Annotated in this window: 11 protein-coding genes and 1 tRNA gene; 7 read left to right on the top strand and 5 right to left on the bottom strand. The window is 66.1% G+C overall.

Translation table 11 applies throughout. From position 1 onward, the window contains the following. Positions 1–21 precede the first annotated feature (21 nt). The 3 genes from K7W42_RS03660 to K7W42_RS03650 form a co-directional block, all read right to left on the bottom strand. Positions 22–435 carry a methylglyoxal synthase gene (locus K7W42_RS03660; RefSeq protein WP_224572382.1) on the bottom strand — a complete coding sequence of 138 codons (414 nt, stop codon included), beginning with the start codon at positions 433–435 and terminating at the stop codon, positions 22–24. Positions 436–729: 294 nt separating this feature from the next. Beyond that, entirely contained in the window at positions 730–1,629 is a 900-nt protein-coding gene (locus K7W42_RS03655; protein WP_224572381.1) for a DUF1206 domain-containing protein, read from the bottom strand. Between the two features lie 166 nt (positions 1,630–1,795). Further along, positions 1,796–2,284: a YbjN domain-containing protein gene (locus K7W42_RS03650; RefSeq protein ID WP_224572378.1), complete on the bottom strand. Its 489-nt coding sequence runs from the start codon at positions 2,282–2,284 to the stop codon at positions 1,796–1,798. A 98-nt stretch (positions 2,285–2,382) separates the two neighbouring features. On the opposite strand from K7W42_RS03650, the gene K7W42_RS03645 reads away from it, so the two are divergent. The 5 genes from K7W42_RS03645 (at position 2,383) to K7W42_RS03625 (ending at position 8,792) form a co-directional block, all read left to right on the top strand. Further along, a complete protein-coding gene (locus K7W42_RS03645; RefSeq protein ID WP_224572376.1) occupies positions 2,383–3,423 on the top strand; it encodes a bifunctional nicotinamide-nucleotide adenylyltransferase/Nudix hydroxylase in 1,041 nt (346 codons plus the stop codon). A gap of 613 nt (positions 3,424–4,036) precedes the next feature. After that, positions 4,037–6,676 carry a DEAD/DEAH box helicase gene (locus K7W42_RS03640; protein WP_224572374.1) on the top strand — a complete coding sequence of 880 codons (2,640 nt, stop codon included), beginning with the start codon at positions 4,037–4,039 and terminating at the stop codon, positions 6,674–6,676. A 67-nt stretch (positions 6,677–6,743) separates the two neighbouring features. Further along, positions 6,744–6,817, top strand: a tRNA-Gln gene (locus K7W42_RS03635). Between the two features lie 218 nt (positions 6,818–7,035). Then, complete coding sequence (locus K7W42_RS03630) at positions 7,036–7,632, top strand: DUF4384 domain-containing protein (RefSeq protein WP_224572373.1); 597 nt, start codon at positions 7,036–7,038, stop codon at positions 7,630–7,632. Between the two features lie 83 nt (positions 7,633–7,715). Beyond that, positions 7,716–8,792: a DUF4357 domain-containing protein gene (locus K7W42_RS03625; protein WP_224572371.1), complete on the top strand. Its 1,077-nt coding sequence runs from the start codon at positions 7,716–7,718 to the stop codon at positions 8,790–8,792. Here the strand turns inward: K7W42_RS03625 and paaI are convergent. Both paaI and K7W42_RS03615 read right to left on the bottom strand, forming a co-directional pair. After that, positions 8,770–9,132 (bottom strand): hydroxyphenylacetyl-CoA thioesterase PaaI, encoded by a 363-nt coding sequence (gene paaI / locus K7W42_RS03620; protein ID WP_224572369.1) that lies wholly within the window; start codon positions 9,130–9,132, stop codon positions 8,770–8,772. The genes K7W42_RS03625 and paaI overlap by 23 nt on opposite strands. 28 nt (positions 9,133–9,160) lie before the next feature. Next, on the bottom strand, positions 9,161–9,997 hold the full coding sequence (locus K7W42_RS03615; RefSeq protein WP_224572367.1) for a MerR family transcriptional regulator: 837 nt from the start codon (positions 9,995–9,997) through the stop codon (positions 9,161–9,163). A gap of 304 nt (positions 9,998–10,301) precedes the next feature. Between K7W42_RS03615 and K7W42_RS03610 the strand changes: the two genes are divergently transcribed. Together K7W42_RS03610 and K7W42_RS03605 are read left to right on the top strand one after the other, a co-directional pair. After that, positions 10,302–10,985 (top strand): glycerophosphodiester phosphodiesterase, encoded by a 684-nt coding sequence (locus K7W42_RS03610; RefSeq protein WP_224572365.1) that lies wholly within the window; start codon positions 10,302–10,304, stop codon positions 10,983–10,985. Positions 10,986–11,030: 45 nt separating this feature from the next. Further along, positions 11,031–13,256, top strand: a complete 2,226-nt coding sequence (locus K7W42_RS03605) for an esterase-like activity of phytase family protein (RefSeq protein ID WP_224572363.1) — start codon at positions 11,031–11,033, stop codon at positions 13,254–13,256. Positions 13,257–13,521: the final 265 nt, after the last annotated feature.

Genomic DNA, 13,521 nt, shown 5'->3' with positions numbered 1-13,521 from the left:
GGGAGGAAAAGGGAAGCCCCCTCAATCCAGGGTGCCGGGCAGTTGCCCCTGGAGCCACAGCATCAGGGCCTGCGCGCTGGCGGGGTTGGTGGCCAGTGGCACGTCATGCACGTCGCACAGCCGCACCAGGGCCGACACGTCCGGTTCGTGGGGCTGAGCGGTCAACGGGTCCCGGAAGAAAAACACCGCCAGCACCCGGTCCTCGGCCAGTCGCGCCCCAATTTGCTGATCGCCGCCCAGTGGCCCCGACAGGACCCGTTCGACCTGAAGCCCAGTCTGCTTTTCCAGGATGCCGCCCGTGGTGCCGGTGGCCACCAGTGGGAAGTGGCCCAGTACGTCCTTGTACGACAGAGCGAAGAGGGCCAGTTCCAGCTTTTTCCGGTCGTGGGCAATCAGCGCCACCTGGCGGCGGGTGGCGGGGGCCTGGGCGGTCATGGCGCCGATTGTGACATGCCACAGGTCCAGCGCCTAACAGGGGAGGGGAAAGGGTGAGAGTCTTCAGCTGGACTGATCTCATGCCTAGTCCTAAATGTCCGGGGTCGAAGCTCAGCGGGCGGTCTTCCGGTGCTGTCCTGTGAGAGCATCGCTTCCCTCATTTTCACCAGAGTTGCTGTTTATGATGCTCTCCTCAGTGGGAATGAAAGACTTCGCAGAGGCTCTGTCAAGGATTGGGTGATGTCGTCTTCGTTCATTACGGCGCCTGAACCTGATCTGTTGCACCACTTGGCCTCACCTGGCACCGCCCTCAATGCGGATCCGGCGGTAGCGGGCCTGCACCACACACCAGACGCCGTAACACAGCGTTCCTAGAGCCACGGCCCCCAGGAGCACGTTGCCGGCAGTCTGTTCACGCAGCCAGGTCAGCACCTCGGATATTCCGGCGGCCTGACTGGCCTGCCCGCGCCACGCGGCGACCAGGGCGAAACTGCCGATCAGGAGCATCAGGACGCCGCGCGCCGCGATACCCACCTGACCAATCCGGCTCAGGGCCTGTTCGGTGCGCGCGCCCATATCGTGAAAGGCCATGTGCTTCATGAACTTGGCCCCGTAGGCGATATACAGCTGATTGGCCGCTATGCCCAGCAATATCAGTCCAACCACGCCCAGGAGCAGCTGCCCTGCAGGCAGATTCAGCACCGTCCTGGCCGCCTGATCTTCGCTGTTCTGCTGCCGGGCCATGTCGCCTCGCAGCGCCAGCTGAGCCGTGAAAAAAGCCAGGCCCGCGTTGGCCCCGGCGCTCAGGCCATAGCCGGCGCGCTTGACCAGGCCCTTGGCCCCGGCGCCCTGGTGTTCCGGGTCCAGCACTGCGCGAATCAGCTGCCATAGAGCGTAGCCCACCAGTCCCACAGACAGAAGCCACAGCAGCGCCGATCCGGCCGGAATGTCCTGAAGCCGGATCAGGGCGCCCTGCGAATCGGTGGTGGCGCCGCCGCGCCCCAGGGCGACCCCCAGTGCCAGCAGCCCCACGGCGCCGTAGACCACGCCCTTGCTGGCGTAGCCGACACGGGCCAGCAGTTCCAGGCCCGGCGCCGCGTGCTGGGTGGCGACTCTGGCCCCCTGCTGCGCGCGGTGAACGCCGCTCTTGACGTGCGAGGCCAGCTCCTCGCCGGTATGTTTCAGGTCCGCCATGTGGGGTGCAGTGTGCCTGGTTCCTGGCCAGGAACGGGTCTGAGGGCCGACCTCCTTTTCTTGACCAGACACATGTTGTCCCTTCATCCACAGGACTGCACGCGCGGGGCATCAGCAAAACCCCCAGTCTGTTGGGACTGGGGGCACTGGGCACAGACGTTTTAGCTCAGGGCAGTTCCATTTCGAAGTCGCTCACATCGTCCAGGTACTCGGTCATCCAGGCTTTCAGGGCCGCCTTGGTGTAGCCGCCGCCGATGAACAGGGTCGAGTCCAGGTAGTACGCCCCTTCATAGATGTAGGCCTGGGTATAATAGTTGCTGTTCCAGTCGTTGGTCAGTTCCAGGTCCAGGCTGTCTTCGTCGTCACTGTAGTCCCAGGACACGCTGGCGGTGGCGCGGCCACAGACATTGGCCTTGCAGTTGCTCAGCCACAGGCTGACTTCATAGTCGCCGGCCGTGACCGTCAGGGTGGGGTCGCTGTCGGCGCTTACCGGCTCCACTGTGACCTTGTAGCCCGCTTCGCGCAGGGCGGCGGCCAGGGCGGTGGGGGTGCTGGCCAGCACCTGCGAGGCCACAGGGGCGCCCGCGCTGCCCGCCAGAGCAGTGGAGGAGACGAGAGACAGCAGCAGGCCTGCGGACAGCAATTTTTTCTTCATGCCTTAGCGTACGACGGCCAGCCGCAAAATGTGAGCTGCTTTAGGATGAGGTGTGAGTCTCATTTTCTTAATGATTGGATTCTCTTAGTATGAGCAATATGACTGCTCCTGCGCCTGCCCGCCGCAAACGCACCTTTGGGGTGTATATCGGCCGCTTTGAACCGCCCCATCAGGCGCACCTGCTGGTGATGCTTGAAGCCCTCCAGAGTGTGCAGAAGCTGATTGTGGTGATTGGCAGCGCGCGGGCCGCCCGCAACATCAAGAACCCTTTTACAGCTGACGAACGTCAGGAACTGATTGTGGCGATGCTGCGCGACGCTGGTGTTCCGCGTGCCCGGCTCCTGTTCGTGCATGTGCGCGACTACTTTTACAACGAGGCGCTGTGGCTCTCGGAGGTGCAGGGCGGGGTGGCGGACCACACGCGCGGCAGCACTGATATTGCCCTGATTGGGCACATCAAAGACGAGAGCAGCTACTATCTACGTTCCTTTCCGGCCTGGGAATTTATCCCGACCCATGTGTTTAGTCCCCTGAGCGCCACCGATGTCCGCACCGCCTACTTCGAGAACCGTCTTGACGATGTGCAGGGGATGGTGCCGGCCAGTGTTCACGCTTTTCTGGACCGCTTTCGCACTGGCCCTGAGTTTCAGGAATTGCAGACCGAATACGACTATCTGAGGCGCTACCGCGCGGCCTGGAAAGACGCGCCTTTTCCGCCTATTTTCGTGACCACCGACGCCGTGGTGGTCAAGAGCGGCCATGTGCTGCTGGTGCGCCGGGGCGGCCTGCCGGGGCGTGGCCGCCTGGCGATGCCCGGCGGTTTTCTGGAGCAGGACGAACCGCTGCTGACCGGCTGCATCCGCGAGGTACATGAAGAAACGGGCCTGGGCGCCGGGCTGGACCTTGCCGCCCACCTGCGGGCCCAGGCCGTTTTTGACTATCCCAGCCGCAGCCTGCGCGGGCGCACCGTTACCCACGCCTTTCACTTTGACCTGGGCCTGGGGCAGTTGCCCCGCCTGAGTGGTGGCAGCGACGCCAGTGAGGCCCTGTGGGTGCCGCTGAATGACGCCCTGGGTCAGCCCGAGCAGTTTTTCGAGGACCACCACGCGATTGTTGAGCATTTTGTGATGAGGGGGTAGGGACGGTGGGATTGGCCTGACCGGCCGGGGGTGCCCCACCCCCCAGCCCCCTTCCCCAAAGGGGTAGGGGGAGCAGCGCTGCGCTAGGCAAGAGTTTCTACTGGCGTCGGCCAGCTTGCTCTGTTCGTCCATGTGTCTGGCCTCGACGCCATCCACTGCCCCATCGAAAGGGCCTGCGCGCTGCGCGCACAATGGCCTCGTCTGGACCTGGGCGGGGCTGGGGCAAGAAGCCTTGGTGCGTTCGCCAGGTTCTACTTTGAAAAGACAAATGATAAGGCGCTCAAGCAAAAGCGCCTTTCAACAGTAGATCCTCGTGCCCTAAGCGTCCTCACCTGCCACCATCGCAGGACCAGCAACGGAAGCCGTCGTGCGCGTAGCGCGCGGGCGTAAGACGATGGGCGGCAGGCGGACCACGGCGTCCACAGCGCAGAAAAATATGCCCTCTCCGCCGCGTCAGTCAACCCCTGCCCAGTGCCAACGTCTGCTCCCCCTGCCCCTTTGGGGAAGGGGGCTGGGGGGTGGGGCAATCCCCGGCCGGAGAGGCCAACCTCCCAACCTCACACCGTGACCCAATCCCCCTCCCTGCCACCAGCACGCCCTTACACTGAACCCCGTGCTGCCCGCCCGCTCGCCCTTCGCCCGCCTGGACGGCTTTCTGCGCGACACGCTGGGCAGCGGCGCGACCCGTCTTCACGAGGAAGAGGCAGAGGACGCCCGGACCGTCAGCGTCACCGACCTGGGCTGGAGCGGCGCGGTGGCGCGCGGGTTTGGTTTCCCCGAGGTCTACGCCCACCAGGCCCAGACTTACCGCCTGATGCGGGAAGGCGGGCACGTCATCATCACGACGCCGACCGCCAGCGGAAAAACGGGGGCCTTTTTTCCCGGCGTCTTTGATCGGCTGGAGCGCGATCCCAATGCCACGGCCCTCTTTGTCTACCCCCTGGTGGCCCTGGGCCAGGACCAGCGCGACAAACTGCTGACTTTCCGTGAGCGCGGCGGCTTTCCCTGGGAGGTCGCGGCGTTTCAGGGCTCGGCCCAGAGCGGCGAGGTGTTCCGGCCCGGCGTGCGGATGGTCACCGCAACACCCGACAAACTGCACTGGTCGCTGACTCAACCGGGCATGCGGGATTTTCTTAAGCATCTGTCGTTTCTGGTGCTGGATGAAGCCCACACCTACCGGGGCGGCTTTGGCTCGGAGGTGGCCGGGATGGTCCGGCGTCTGCTGGCTCTGGCCCGCGCACTGGGGGCGCAGCCGCAGGTGGTGCTGAGCACCGCCACCATTGGCAACCCCGCCGAATTTGCTCGCGAGCTGACCGGCGTGGACGCCACCGAGGTCAGCGAGTCCGGCGCCGCCCGGCACGGCAAACGGTTCGTGTTGGCCGACCACAGAGGGCAGCCCCGCCGCTTCTGGAACGCGGTGATGGACGCCTCGGAACGCTACGACCTGAAGGTGCTGGCCTTTTTCCGGGGCCGCTCACGCGCCGCGCGGCTGTATTCCACCTACCGGGCCCAGCCGGGTTACGCCCGCCGCGCCCACCTGTACATGGCCGGCACCAGCGACCGCGAGGGCCGCCTCTCTGAGTTCCGGCGGGCCCGCAGCGGGGTCATGTTTGCCACCAACGCGCTGGAAGCCGGCGTGGACATCGGCGACCTGGAAGTGGTGATTATTGACGGCTACCCCGGCAGCCGCATGGCCTTTCGCCAGATGGCGGGCCGCGCGGGGCGCATTGCGCCGGGGCTGGTGCTGTACCTGCCGGCCCTGAACGAACAGGGGGTGCCGCTGCCGGCCGACGCTTTTTACAGCAACGCGGGCAATTTTCTAGACCTGCTGACCGGCCCCATTGAAAAGGCCGTGGTGGAGGCCCAGAATCCCTACCTCTCGCCCCGGCATCAGGCGCGCGCCAACGAAGAATTTCGCCTGGCCGGCCTGCCCGCGCCCCACGAGCCGCGCCCGGCCCCCCGCTACTGGAACCTGCGTGGCGAGGGCAGCCTGAAATACGCCGTTGTGGAGGGCGCCGACTGGGAGCGCCTGGGATCAAAGGCGCTGGACACGCCGCTGGAAAGCCCCAGCCAGCACTACGCCCTGACGGAAAAGCACGAGGGCGCCGTCTTTACCCTGGATGGCCAGGGCTACAAGGTGCTGCGCTGGGACGAGCACCCGGCGGGCACGGCGATTGTGGTCGAGCGCTACGAGGCCGCTAACCTCTTCACGCGCGGGCTGTCGGCCACGCTGGTGACGCCGGTGCAGATGGGTGAGTGGGTGCGGCGCGGGCCGCTGGCCTACCGCTGCGGTGAGGTGAGTATTCGGCGGCGCTACGCGGGCTACCAGATGCTGCGGCAGGTCTTCGAGCGGGTGTGCGTGGGCTGTGACCGCGAACCCGGCCCCACCGAACGCAGCTGCGCCCGCTGCGGAGGCCGCATTCAGGACCGCATGCAGGACCACCGGCTCTCGGAACACCTGTACGAGCAGCCCACCGAACTGCCGGCTTTCCGCACGAGCGCGGTTGAAATTGGCCTGGACCCCCGCGCCACCGAGCGGCCGACCGCCGTGGCCCATACCCTCAAGCACCTGCTGCACAAAGTCACGCCCGAACGGATTGCCTGCGATGAGAACGACCTGGCCAGCGCCTTTCGGGAAGGCCGAGACACCTATTTCTTCCTGTACGACGACTGGCTGGGCGGCCTGGGCGTGGCGCGGCGGGCGTATGAGCAGATGGACGCCCTGTTAGAGCGCGCCCTGGGGCTGGTGTCCAAGACCTGCTGCAACAACACTTATGGTTGCTACGAGTGCATTGCGGTCAGCCGCTGCTTTTCACCCACCCTGCCCAGTGGCGAGCGCCGCCCCACCGACAAGCACGCCACGCGCCTGTTTCTAGAAAGCCTGCCGGGGATGGCGCCACTGGCCCAGCCTGAGGTGGTCTCCTTGTCGGGCGCCATCCCTCTGCCCGATGAGCCGGTCCTGCCGCCCAGCTGGCCGCTGCAGGCGCGTGAACTGCTGGACTTGTACGGCCTCTCTCTGCCCGAAGTCAGCGCCCGTTTGGGCATCCCCAGCCGGGAATTACAGCGCGCGGTCAGCACCACCGAGCCGCTGAGGCTCCAGCATCCCAAGTTTGGCGTGGGCGTCTTTATGCAGGGCTTTCACCAGGGCGAGCGCCGCGAGGTGCTGGTGTACTTCCCAGGCGTGGGCCAGAAGCGCCTGCTGCTGAAATTTGCCGGCCTGACGGTCACTGAACGGCCAGCGGCGCCGGCGTAGTCACCCTGCTTGACCCCGCGCCAGGGGCACCGCTATACTCATGCCCGCCAGAAATGGCGACTGCCTTAGGGATATGGTGTAATGGCAGCACAACAGATTTTGGATCTGTTTGTCTAGGTTCGAATCCTAGTATCCCTGCCAGAATTCAGCGGCTCTCCGGTTTTCCGGGGGGCCGCTTCTGCATAGGTACCCGAATATGAGGCTGAACGTAACGCAGCTCATGTTCCGTCAGCTGGCCTTCACCGCCCGTCAGGCAGGGCGGCCTACTGTGAGGGTCAGAGCGCAGACGCTTCCTCTTCCCTCACCTGCACGGCCCCTAAGCCGCGCAGAGAGGCGAACTGCGCCCACTGGAGTCCATCATGAACAAGCCTGCCCTGCTCCTGACCCTGTCCGCCGCCCTGCTGGGCGTGTTCGCCGCGCCCGCCGCCGCTGCGCCGCAGCTGAGCACCCAGAGCATCATCGTGAACCCCACGCCCACCACCCTCGAAGCGCGGGTGTGGGTTGACCGCGACCGCAGCGGCAACGCCGTGCCCAACTACCGCGTGGGTGACCGCATCACGCTGTACACCTCGGTGAACGAGAACGCCTACGTGTACCTCTTCAACGTCAATCCTGACGGCAGCACCGACCAGATTCTACCCAACCGCCTGTCAGGGTCCGGCAATAACTATGTGCGGGCCGGGCAGACGCGCGCCTTCCCCGCCACAGGTGACCGCTTTACCTTTGACGTGGCGGGCCCCAGGGGACTGAACCGCGTGCTGGTCGTGGCCAGCCGCCGTCCGCTGAATCTGAGCGAACTCAGCTCGTACACGGCGGGGCAGGACTTTGCCACGGTGAAGCCGACGACCACCCCCGGCTTTGCGCAGGCCCTGAGCATCGTGGTGAACCCCGTCGAGAAGCCCATTCCTCAGAAGGACTGGACGAGCGACACGGCGAGCTACAACGTGAACTACTAAAGTTGACCAGAGCAGGGGAAGGAGGCTCAGCGCCTCCTTCTTCCGTTTTGTGGCCCGCGCCACGCTGATACACTGCCCGGCACATGTCAGCGGTGCAGATGCGTGTTCGTGAAGCTGTCCATGCAGTGCAGAAGTGGCTGGCCCACGGCTCGCCGCCGGGTGAAGCCGTGGTGCGGCAGGCCATCGTGCTGCGGTTCCTGCACGCGGCGGGCTTCGACATCTGGAATCCGGCTGAAGTGGTGCCTGAGGAAACCAACAGCAGTGGCACCCGGTCAGACTTTCTTATCCGCGTCGGGGCAGGCAAGTTTGCCCTGGAACTCAAGGGCATGACGGTGGCGCTGAGCGCCAGAGATTACCAGCAGGTCGTGACCTATGCTGCCAGCGAAGGCACGCCGTGGGCGGTGCTGACCAACGGCCGCGTGTGGGTCATCTTGGACCGCACACACCAGCCGGGCGGCACGTTTCAGGACCATGAAGTCCTGAAGCTGGAACTGGGGCAAGAGGGGAACACTTTCGCCGACGACTTTGCCGCGCTGTTCGACCCGGCGGTTTGCCGGTCAGACAGGTTCTCTGCCGCCGTGCAGCAAGTCGGCGCTCAGCAGCAACGCCGCCTTGACGAAGCGCGAATCCGGCGAGAGAAGACCGCGATTGTCGAGGCTGTCCAGGTGCAGTATCAGATTCTCTCCTTCGAGTTGGCGGCCCAGGCGGCAGTTGAAATGAACCGGCTAACCGAAGTGGAGCGGGATGTGTTGCTGGGCCGCCCACTTCCTACGGCGCAGGGCCTGATAGAGACGTTTGCGCAAAGTTCAGGAACTGTTCCAAAGAGCATTTCATTCAGCTTTCGGATTAAAACTGCTGCTGCGCGCGCTGATTACTCCGCAGCACAGGGAACGTGGGTGGTGAGGGCAGGGAGCACCGCCGTTAAGGATGTCAAGCCTTATGCCGGCGGCATTCAGCGCGAACGTGCTCAGTTGCTGGCGGCGGGGGTCCTTGTTGACCAAGCAGACCAGCTCATCTTCGCTGCAGACGTTGAGTACACCAACCCGAGTAGGGCAGCCGGAATCGTCTCTGGGGGCGCAAAAAATGGCTGGGCCGTCTGGCTGGACGATCAGGGCCGCCCCGCACAGTTCTACCGGCCTACTTCTTCTCCCGACGACTGACGGTCCCCTGAAACAGCGCCATCAGCTCCCAGTCGGTTTCGCGCCGAATCTCGACGCGGTAGGTGGCCAGGGTGCGGCCCACCCGCTCGGGGGTCGCCAGGGCCATCAGGGCGTCGCCGGGTCGCGCGGCCCGGAAGAAGCTGAGGTGGGTCTCAATGGCGACCGCCTGGGCATCCAGGTTGCTGATCACCGCCAGTGCCTCGTCGGCCAGGCTGAACAGCAGGCCGCCGTGGGCGCTGCCGTGCATGTTCAGGCCCGCGTGGCCGACGGTCACGGTCACGCGGGTCAGTTCTGGGCTGGCTTCCTGCACGGTCAGGCCCAGGTGGGCGGCGTAGCTCATGCCTTCAGGGTAGGCGAGAGGCGGGGGGTCAGGTGCGCGGTGTGTACGGCCAGGCCACCTCGCCGGCCGGATCATTCGGTCCGGCGGCGTCCCAGTCATACGGATAGACCTCACGCGGGCTGAGCTGCCCGCACTCGCCCTGGGCCTGCGCGGCAGCCGCGGTGGCGTCGTAGGCGGCCAGAATGGCGGGGAACTCGAACTGGGTCTTGTTCAGGACCACAAAGGTTTCGGCGTGGGCCGGCTCGATGCGCAGTTTCACCTCCCCGCTGGGCTGCAGGGCGCCGCTATAGGGCATGCAGATCTCAACCGGTCCGTCGCTGTCCGCGTTGACCTCGCCGTGGAAGATGACGAACGGGGGATCGGCAAAGTCCACTTGCTGCGCCCTCACCGTCTCCATCAGAGTCGTCATGCTGCGGGCAATGGTGGCGGGCAGGTCAGCGACAAAGACGTGATGGGTCAGGGTGACGACGGGCTGGGCGGGAACGGCACGGGTCTGAATGGGGGGGAGGGTCATGGGGGTCACTCCTTCAAGCTGCTGAATGAGGTGGCGGGCCAGGTCGCGCCGCTGGCGGTGGGCGGCTTCCAGGGCTGCCAGGTGCAGGCGCAGCGCGGCTGGGCGGTCCTGGCCGGGTGTGTCCAGCAGAGCGCGAATGGTGGTCAGGGGCATCTCGGTCTGGCGCAGCAGGGCGATCAGGCGGGCGTCGGCCAGCTGGTCCGGGGCGTACAGCCGGTAGCCACTCTGGGCGTCCACCCGCGCGGGGGCCAGGAGGCCCAGGTCGCCGTACAGCCGCAGCGCCTTGAGACTCAGGCGACTGGCGCGCGCAAACGCGCCGATGGTCATCAGTGGGGGGGCGGGGGTGGTCATGGGGCGTCCTCCGGAGGTGCCCTTAGCGTGCGCCCTGCCCCAGGGGCAAGGTCAAGGGGTAAGGTCAGGGGATTGCGGGGCCACCTGGCGCCGAGCAGGCTCCGCAGCCCAGGTTCTGTCTCCCTTGATTTGTCATGACGAACGGCTGCTGGCGTGACCACACGCTGAAGGGTGCGGGGCCTGGCGTTGGCCAGCTCCCTTCCTGCTCTGCGGGGGGTCAGTTCGCTCCGATAGACTCGGTAGCCGTGATGCTGCCGGCGTCCTGAACGGCCATTCCTTCGACCTCGCGCAGTACCCTGCCTCTATGACCCCTCTCTTGCTGGGCCACCGGGGCACGCCGCGCCAGCACCCTGAAAACACACTGGCGGGCTTTCAGGCGGCCCTGGACGCCGGGCTGGACGGCGTCGAGCTGGACGTGCGGCGCCTGATGGACGGCACCCTGGTCGTGCACCACGACGCCGTGCTGGCTGATGGGCGGGCGCTGCCCAGCCTGTGTGTGGCCGACCTGCCCCCACTGGTCCCGACTCTGAACGCGGCCCTGGCCTGGGCAGCTGATACGGGCGCGTGGGTCAACATCGAACTGAAGTTTGAAGGGCTGCGGCCCGATGACCGCGTGGCCGGCACCTTGCAGGCGGTCACGGCTTACGGCCTGACGCGGCGGGTCATCCTGAGTTCGTTCATGCCCACGCTTTTGCGGGCCGCGCGGAACCTGGCGCCGCAGGTGGAGCGGGGCCTGCTGACCCACCGCGCTTACCCGGCGCCGCTGTTGCGCGCCGCAATGCGTTGGACCGGCAGCGCCGCTCTGCACCCCACCTTCGAAGTGGTGGATGAGGCGCTGCTAGACCTGGCCCGCGCCCACGGCTGGCGGCTCAATGCCTGGACCGTTAACGACCCCGCCGAGGTGGCCCGCCTGAGTGCCCTGGGCGTGGACGGCCTGATTGGCGACGAGCCGGCAGTCTTGCTGGGCGCGCGGTTGACCCGCCCCTGACGGGCAGCGCACCCCGGCCTGACGAACGCGCGGCACCGTACCGGCGTGAGACACGCCCTGATTGGTCTGACGGCCCTGCTGAGCCTGGCCGCCCCCGCTTCTGCCGCCACCCTGGTCGGCTACGCCGAGTTGCCCGCCGACACCTTCGCCGCTGGGCCCGCCAGTGGCGCCTATGCGGGGGCGGGGCTGCGCGGCCCGGCGCGCTTTTCTTCGCAGCCGGTGCAGGGCTTTTCCGGCGTGCAGTTTGGCAAGGACGGCAGTTATCTGTTTCTGAGTGACAACGGCTACGGCAGCAAGGCCAACAGCGCCGACTACCTGCTGCGCCTGTACCGGCTGAACCTGACGGCCAAAACGGCGCCGGCCGGTCAGGGCAAGGTGGGTGTGGGCGACTTCATCCAGTTGCGGGACCCCGACCGCAAGGTGCCGTGGCTGATCGTCAACGAAGCCAGCCCAGAGCGGCTGCTGACCGGCGCCGACTTTGACGTGGAGGGCTTCGCTGTGGCCCCCGACGGCAGCCTGTGGGTGGGTGACGAGTTCGGGCCCTACCTGCTGCACTTCAGCGCCGACGGGCGGCTGCTGGACGCGCCGGTCGCCACGCCCAACCTGCCGGGCCTGCTCACCCTGCGCGGCCAGGCGCCCATCGTGATTGGGCACCGGGGCAGCAGCGGCACCCGTCCCGAGCACACTCTGGAGGCCTACCGGGTCGCCATTGAGGGGGGCGCGGACTTTATCGAGCCCGACCTCGTGGTGACCAAAGACGGCGTGCTGATTGCCCGCCATGAGCCCGTGATTGCCGCCGTTGACGCGGCCGGCAAGGTGCTGGAAGCCACCGCCGATGTGGCCACCCGCCCCGAGTTCGCTGGCCGCCTGACCACCAAGAAGGTGGACGGCGTGGACGTGCGCGGCTACTTTGCCGAGGACTTTACCCTGGCCGAACTGAAGACCCTGCGGGCGGTCGAGCGCCTGCCCGCCCTGCGCGGCAAGACTTACGACGGCCAGTTTCAGATTCCCACGCTGACTGAAGTCATTGCGCTGGTGAAAGAGGTGGAAGCGAAGACCGGGCGCAAGGTCGGCATTTATCCCGAAACCAAGCACCCCACCTACTTTGCGGCCCAGGGCGTCAACACCTCGCAGCTGCTGATTGACGCCCTGAAGAAAGAGGGCTTTACCGACCCGGCGCGGGTCTTTATTCAGTCCTTCGAAACCGCCAACCTCAAGGACCTGAAGACGAACATCATGCCCAAGGCGGGCGTGACCCTGCCGCTGGTGCAGCTGGTCAGCAGCGCCGACGAAGCGCCCTACGACTGGGCCGCCAAGAGCGACACCCGCAAATACGGGGTCCTGACGACCGACGCCGGCCTGAAGGAGCTGGCCACCTACGCCAGCGGCGTGGGCGCCTACAAGCGCTGGATTATTGACGACAAGGGCGTGACCACCGACTTCGTGACCCGTGCCCACGCCGCCGGGCTGCTGGTTCACCCCTGGACCTTCCGCAACGAGGCCACCTACCTCCTGCCGGGCTATGCCAATGACCCCGAAGCCGAGATGCGTCAGGCCCTGCGCGCCGGTGTGGACGGTTTCTTTACCGACTTTCCCGCCACGGGAGCCCGCGTGGTGGGCGGCTACACGGCCCCCGAGGTTCGCAGCCCCCAGAACCCGGCCTACGCCCTGGGCACCAGCAGCGCGGCGGCCAATCTGGGCGGCAGCGGCGGCTTTGAAGGCGTGACCCTCAGCCCGGACGGCAAGACGCTGTACGCCCTGCTGGAAAAAACGGTGACGGGCGACCTGCCCGGTCAGCTGCGCCTCCACGCTTACGACCCGGCGGGCAAACAGTGGACACTGGCGGGCCGCTATGGCCTGGACGACGCTGCCAACGCTATTGGCGACCTGACGCCGGTGAATGCCACGCAGTACTTGGTGCTGGAACGCGACAACTTGAGCGGCGCGGCAGCCAAAACCAAGCGCGTGTATCTGGTCAGCCTGAATGAAAAGAACGCCGACGGCACCCTGAAAAAGACGCTGGTGGCCGACTTGATGAACGTGAAAGACCCCCAGGGCCTGGCCCCCAGCACCCAGGGCGGCGTGTTCAAGTTCCCCTACGTGACCATTGAAAACGTGCTGGTGCTGGACGCCAACACCATTCTGGTCGCCAACGACAACAACTACCCCGGCACGGGTGGGCGCGGCGCCGACGTGAAAGATGCCAACGAGTTCCTGTGGCTGAAACTGGACACGCCCCTGAACGTGGTGGCGGGCGTGGGCCGCAAGTAAGGCGGACACCGGGCGTGGAGAGGACCCATCGGGAGCGAGCCGAAGGGTCCGCGAACCAAACGGAATCTGGATCAGGCGCACGGCGCGCCCGGTTCCTCACGACTTCTTTCTACCCTGAGCGCGGCGCCTGGCTTCAGAGTTCTGTCAGGCGGCGGCGCACACAATAAGGACCTTCAACTTTCGTGGGCCGAAGTGCCCACTCCTCTTCACCCCCAGCCCAAAGGGCCGCGCCGAGGTGTTTCCCCTCCGAGCGCGGCCCTTGCGT

It is taken from the genome of Deinococcus betulae (genome assembly GCF_020166395.1).
Lineage (GTDB): Bacteria > Deinococcota > Deinococci > Deinococcales > Deinococcaceae > Deinococcus > Deinococcus betulae.
The sequence above is the reverse complement of the archived record's forward strand: the minus strand, read 5'-3'. Positions and strand labels throughout refer to the sequence as shown.

Coding starts and splice junctions, on each gene's coding strand:
- K7W42_RS03660 (WP_224572382.1), bottom strand. CDS start 435: ATGACCGCCCAGGCCCCCGCCACCCGCCGCCAGGTGGCGCTGATTGCC.
- K7W42_RS03655 (WP_224572381.1), bottom strand. CDS start 1,629: ATGGCGGACCTGAAACATACCGGCGAGGAGCTGGCCTCGCACGTCAAG.
- K7W42_RS03650 (WP_224572378.1), bottom strand. CDS start 2,284: ATGAAGAAAAAATTGCTGTCCGCAGGCCTGCTGCTGTCTCTCGTCTCC.
- K7W42_RS03645 (WP_224572376.1), top strand. CDS start 2,383: ATGACTGCTCCTGCGCCTGCCCGCCGCAAACGCACCTTTGGGGTGTAT.
- K7W42_RS03630 (WP_224572373.1), top strand. CDS start 7,036: ATGAACAAGCCTGCCCTGCTCCTGACCCTGTCCGCCGCCCTGCTGGGC.
- K7W42_RS03625 (WP_224572371.1), top strand. CDS start 7,716: ATGTCAGCGGTGCAGATGCGTGTTCGTGAAGCTGTCCATGCAGTGCAG.
- paaI (WP_224572369.1), bottom strand. CDS start 9,132: ATGAGCTACGCCGCCCACCTGGGCCTGACCGTGCAGGAAGCCAGCCCA.
- K7W42_RS03615 (WP_224572367.1), bottom strand. CDS start 9,997: ATGACCACCCCCGCCCCCCCACTGATGACCATCGGCGCGTTTGCGCGC.
- K7W42_RS03610 (WP_224572365.1), top strand. CDS start 10,302: ATGACCCCTCTCTTGCTGGGCCACCGGGGCACGCCGCGCCAGCACCCT.